Below are 4,434 nucleotides of genomic sequence, written 5' to 3'. Positions count from 1 at the left end.
GACCGGTTCGGCGGACGCGACGGCGCCGCCTGCCCGGGTGCGCAGCGCGGCGAGGCCGGCGTCCAGCAATGCACCGTTCGCGGCTTCGGCAAGCGCCAGATGCCACCGGTGCTGCGCGGCGGCCGGTGTGGCAGCCGCGCGCTCTTCTTCGGCTGTGATCGTGTAGGGGCTCATACCTCTCCTTGGAGATGACGGCCGGCCGGAAGGTGTGAGCGCGCCCACTGCCGCCCCGTTCCCTCCGAGGTGTCCGCTGTCATCCCGACCTTGGCGGCACCGACTTGAGCGAGACCGGAGCAGCAGTCGGGCGCACGGTCCGCCGCGGTGCGGCAGGCCCGGCCGAGCAGGACGGGAAGATCCGGGCCGCCCGCGAAGTAGTGGTCACCCGGCACGGTGTGCAGCGTGACGGGGCCGGTGGTCCACTCCCGCCAGCCCGCCATGTCGCCGGGACGGCCCAGGCGGTCGCGATCACCGGAGACCGCCAGCAGCGGCACGTCCGGCAGCCCGCCCGAGGCCGGTTCCCGGGCGGCGACGCGCAGCCGGTGCCCCAGAGCCAGGTCGTCGCGCAGCACCGGCAGCACGGTGCGGTACCAGAACCCGCCGGGTGCCGCCCGGTCCGGTACGGCGCCCATCTCGGTGAGCAGGCCGACGAGTTCGGCTTCCGGTGCCGCCCAGGCGTCGGACAGCGGGGAGGGCACCGTCGGCGGGGGGCAGGCCCCGACGGCGAGCAGCACGGGCCCGGGCAGGCCGGCGTCGTGCAGCGCGCGCGTCACCGTGTAGGCGACCATCGCGCCCAGGCTGTGCCCGTACAGCGCGAACGGCTGCGAAGGCGGTGCCGCGGTGAAGTGGCCCGTCAGGTCGGCGAGGAGAGCCTCGCGCCCGGTGATGGCCGGCTCGCGTGCGCGGCTGCCCCGGCCGGGCAGCGGCAGCGGTACGACCTCGACGTCCGGCCCGGCCCGGCCGGCCCAGCCGTCGAACGAGGAGGTGCCCGCGCCGGCGTGGGCGAAGCAGTACAGGCGCACCGGCCGGGTGCCGCGCTGCGCGTCTGTCATGTCACGAGGCCTGCGGCCACCGCGAGGGCCTCGGCCCGGTCGGTGCGCTCCCAGGTGAAGTCGGGGAGCTCGCGGCCGAAGTGGCCGTACGCGGCGGTCTGGGCGTAGATCGGGCGGAGCAGGTCGAGGTCGCGGATGATGGCGGCCGGGCGGAGGTCGAAGACCTCGGTGATCGCCTGCTGCAGGCGGGCTACGGGGACCCGTTCGGTGCCGAAGGTCTCGACGAACAGACCCACCGGCTCGGCCTTGCCGATCGCGTACGCGACCTGGACCTCGCAGCGGGCGGCGAGACCGGCGGCGACCACGTTCTTGGCGACCCAGCGCATCGCGTACGCCGCGGAGCGGTCGACCTTGGAGGGGTCCTTGCCGGAGAAGGCACCGCCGCCGTGGCGGGCCATGCCGCCGTAGGTGTCGATGATGATCTTGCGGCCGGTCAGGCCGGCGTCACCCATCGGGCCGCCGATCTCGAAGCGGCCGGTGGGGTTGACCAGGAGACGGTAGTTCTCCGTGTCGATCTTGATGCCCTCGTCCAGGAGCGCCTTCAGCTCCGGCTCGACGACGAACTCCTTGATGTCCGGAGCCAGCAGCGAGTCCAGGTCGATGTCGCTGGCGTGCTGCGAGGAGACGACGACGGTGTCCAGACGGACCGCCTTGTCGCCGTCGTACTCGATGGTGACCTGCGTCTTGCCGTCCGGGCGCAGGTAGGGGATCGTGCCGTTCCTGCGCACGTCGGACAGGCGCTTCGACAGGCGGTGGGCCAGGAAGACCGGCAGCGGCATCAGCGTCGGCGTCTCGTCCGTCGCGTAGCCGAACATCAGGCCCTGGTCGCCCGCGCCCTGCTTGTCGAGCTCGTCCGATTCCCCGCCCTCGGCGGCACCCTCGACCCGCGACTCGTACGCCGTGTCCACACCCTGGGCGATGTCCGGGGACTGCGCGCCGATCGACACCGACACGCCGCAGGAGGCGCCGTCGAAGCCCTTCTTGCTGGAGTCGTAGCCGATTTCCAGGATCTTGTCGCGGACCAGCTGCGCGATCGGTGCGTACGCGGTGCTGGAGACTTCGCCGGCCACGTGCACCAGGCCGGTCGTGATCAGGGTCTCGACGGCGACCCGGGAGGACGGGTCATCGCGCAGGAGCGCGTCGAGAATGGTGTCGCTGATCTGGTCAGCGATCTTGTCGGGGTGACCCTCGGTCACGGACTCCGAGGTGAACAGACGACGGGACATGGGTCTCCAGAGGATCGGAAAGGGCGTGTTGACGGGACAGGCGGTCGGCGAGCGTGCTCAGGACGGTCTCGTCCAGCGGCGCGGTGACCGTCGGGCCGGGCACGGCGACCACCCCGGTGTCCTGGCAGGCCACGCTGACCAGATAGCGGCCGCCGAGGACGTGGTAGGTGGCGAAGGTCCATGTGTCGCTCTCCACGGGCGTGCCGTCGGGCGCGCACAGCAGCGCGCAGCGGCCTGCGTCCGCGCCGGCGCGGCATCTCTCGCACGCGGTGAAGCCGAACTCGGTGAAGCCGAGGGGCAGTCCCTGGCCGAGGGCCTTGGAGTACGCCTCCTTCAGCGTCCACAGGCGCAGGCGCGCCCGGTGCTGCTCCGTCTCGGGCAGCAGGCCGAGCTCGGCGCGCTCGGCGGCGGTGCACACATGGCCGAGGAACCCCTCGGCGGGCGGCCGCGTGTGGGCCGGTTCGGCGTCGACGCCGATCCTGCCGGTGCGGCTGATGCCCACGGCGATCAGATCCTCGGAGTGGGTCAGGCTCATGTCGAGCTGCCCGAATCCACGCAGGTACGGGCGGCCGCCGGGCGTGTAGGCGAGGTCGAGCTCGACGGGTTCGGTGCCGAGGGCGGCGGCCGCCGTGTACTTGACGGCAAGCCGGGAGGCGGCGAACCGGTAGCGGACGGCCGGGTCGGGGGTTCGCCGGTAGCGCTGCCAGTCCGGGCCGAGCATCTCGCGCAGACCGCCCCCGGCCAGCGCGGCGTTGAGCCACTCCCCCCAGGTGGTGAGGACCGTGGCGTTGCCGGTCAGCCGTATGCTCTCGCGCACTTCCTGCCAGGGGCCGCGGCTGCCGCTGGCCTTGAACGGCGGTGCGATGTGCACCGCGTGCGCCGTCACGGGGCGAGCTCCGTGGCGTCCAGGTCATAGCTGAGATGCTCGTGACAGCGGCGCACCAGTTCGCGGTGCACCAGTTCCTCCACCCCGTCCGGCAGGGGCGGAACGGGCGCGCCGAGGCGCCGGGCGATCCGGGACAGGGCGAGCACCGGCCAGGCAGGTGCGGCGAGAAAGGGGTCGGCGCCGTCCTGGCTCTCCCACATGCCAAGGACCGCCGCGGCGGCGAGCACCAGGGCGTAGCGGTCGACGAGCGCGCACACGGCGGCCACGGGCAGCGGTCCGTCCCCGGGGCCGGGCAGCGCACGGCACCGGGCTCGCAGCGCGTGCAGTTCGGTGACGAGGCTCTGGACGAGTTCCGCGAGGACGGCCGTGTGGCCGCCGACGCCGCGGACCTCGGCGAACCGCGCCGCCGATCCGCACAGCGAGGCGGCCAGGAAGTCCCCGTGACCCGCCGCGGCGAGGGAGGCGAAGTCGAGGACGGGCAGGTCGGATCCCCGGAACAGCGTCAGCGGCGGCTCCGGCTCGGCGAACCAGGAGTGCTCGGCGAGCGGCCGCAGATGGGGGGCGATCACGGCCTGGCCGTCGGCGGCGCCGGTGCGCGCGGGTCCGGAGGCTGCGAGCGGCAGGGTCCGCATCAGCCTGCCGAGGGCCCCGTGATGGGCGCTGCCGCGGTCGTGCCGGCGCGCACCGAGCACGCAGGCGAGTGCCTCGAGGTTCTCCCGGAGCAGCGCAGGGACCAGGTAGTGCACGGCGGCGGCCGGCACCTGGGCCTGTGCGGGCAGCAGGCTCAGCGCGCGCAGGGCGGCACCGGCGAAGCTGTCGCAGGCCAGGATGTCGGCGAAGACCCCGGCCAGTCGCCGGTGCGGGCGGCCGGGCGACGCCCCGCCACCGGCTGCACGCACGGCGGAGCGCAGTGCGGTGTCCGCGGCGGCGACCAGCAGCGCGGGCACCAGAGCGTGGCCGACCTGCTGCGCACGCAGGGCCAGTGGCACACCCTCGCCCACGGGTCCGAGGACCGCGTCGTGCGGTACGGCGTGCTCGTGCAGCTCGATCTCGGCGCGCGGTGGGCGGAGCCGCCCGGGGGCCGCGGCCCTGCCCGTCTCCCGCACCGCCAGTGGGGGGAGTCGGCCGCCGTCCAGGAGCACGGCGGTATGGCTGTGCGGGGAGCGGGCCGGGCCGGTGCGGGCCTGCACGACGTACAGGCGGGCACCGATCGCGTCCGGGGCGGCTTCGGCCCGGCCGCCAAGCAGCAGGCCGCCGTCCGGTGCGGGACGAG

Annotated in this window: 4 protein-coding genes; all 4 read right to left on the bottom strand. The window is 74.1% G+C overall.

Features of this window, described 5'->3' with window-relative positions; genetic code table 11:
- Window positions 1-170: 170 nt before the first annotated feature.
- Window positions 171-1,049 carry a thioesterase II family protein gene (locus AWZ10_RS40165; RefSeq protein ID WP_063809841.1) on the bottom strand — a complete coding sequence of 293 codons (879 nt, stop codon included), beginning with the start codon at window positions 1,047-1,049 and terminating at the stop codon, window positions 171-173.
- Complete coding sequence (gene metK / locus AWZ10_RS40160; protein ID WP_060893532.1) at window positions 1,046-2,275, bottom strand: methionine adenosyltransferase; 1,230 nt, start codon at window positions 2,273-2,275, stop codon at window positions 1,046-1,048. The genes AWZ10_RS40165 and metK overlap by 4 nt, the downstream gene beginning before the upstream one ends.
- Complete coding sequence (locus AWZ10_RS49180; protein ID WP_063820119.1) at window positions 2,214-3,161, bottom strand: 4'-phosphopantetheinyl transferase family protein; 948 nt, start codon at window positions 3,159-3,161, stop codon at window positions 2,214-2,216. Before AWZ10_RS49180 ends, metK begins: the two co-directional genes overlap by 62 nt.
- Window positions 3,158-4,434: hypothetical protein (locus tag AWZ10_RS40150; protein WP_060893531.1), on the bottom strand; the 1,277-nt coding region annotated here is incomplete at its 5' end. The genes AWZ10_RS40150 and AWZ10_RS49180, both read right to left, overlap by 4 nt.

It is taken from the genome of Streptomyces europaeiscabiei, from assembly GCF_001550375.1.
GTDB classification, from domain to species: Bacteria; Actinomycetota; Actinomycetes; order Streptomycetales; family Streptomycetaceae; genus Streptomyces; species Streptomyces europaeiscabiei.
This window is presented reverse-complemented; position numbering and strand designations above follow the sequence as displayed.

What these genes read in the sequence shown, in the direction of transcription:
- AWZ10_RS40165 (WP_063809841.1), bottom strand. Translation starts at nt 1,049, where the DNA reads ATGACAGACGCGCAGCGCGGCACCCGGCCGGTGCGCCTGTACTGCTTC.
- metK (WP_060893532.1), bottom strand. Translation starts at nt 2,275, where the DNA reads ATGTCCCGTCGTCTGTTCACCTCGGAGTCCGTGACCGAGGGTCACCCC.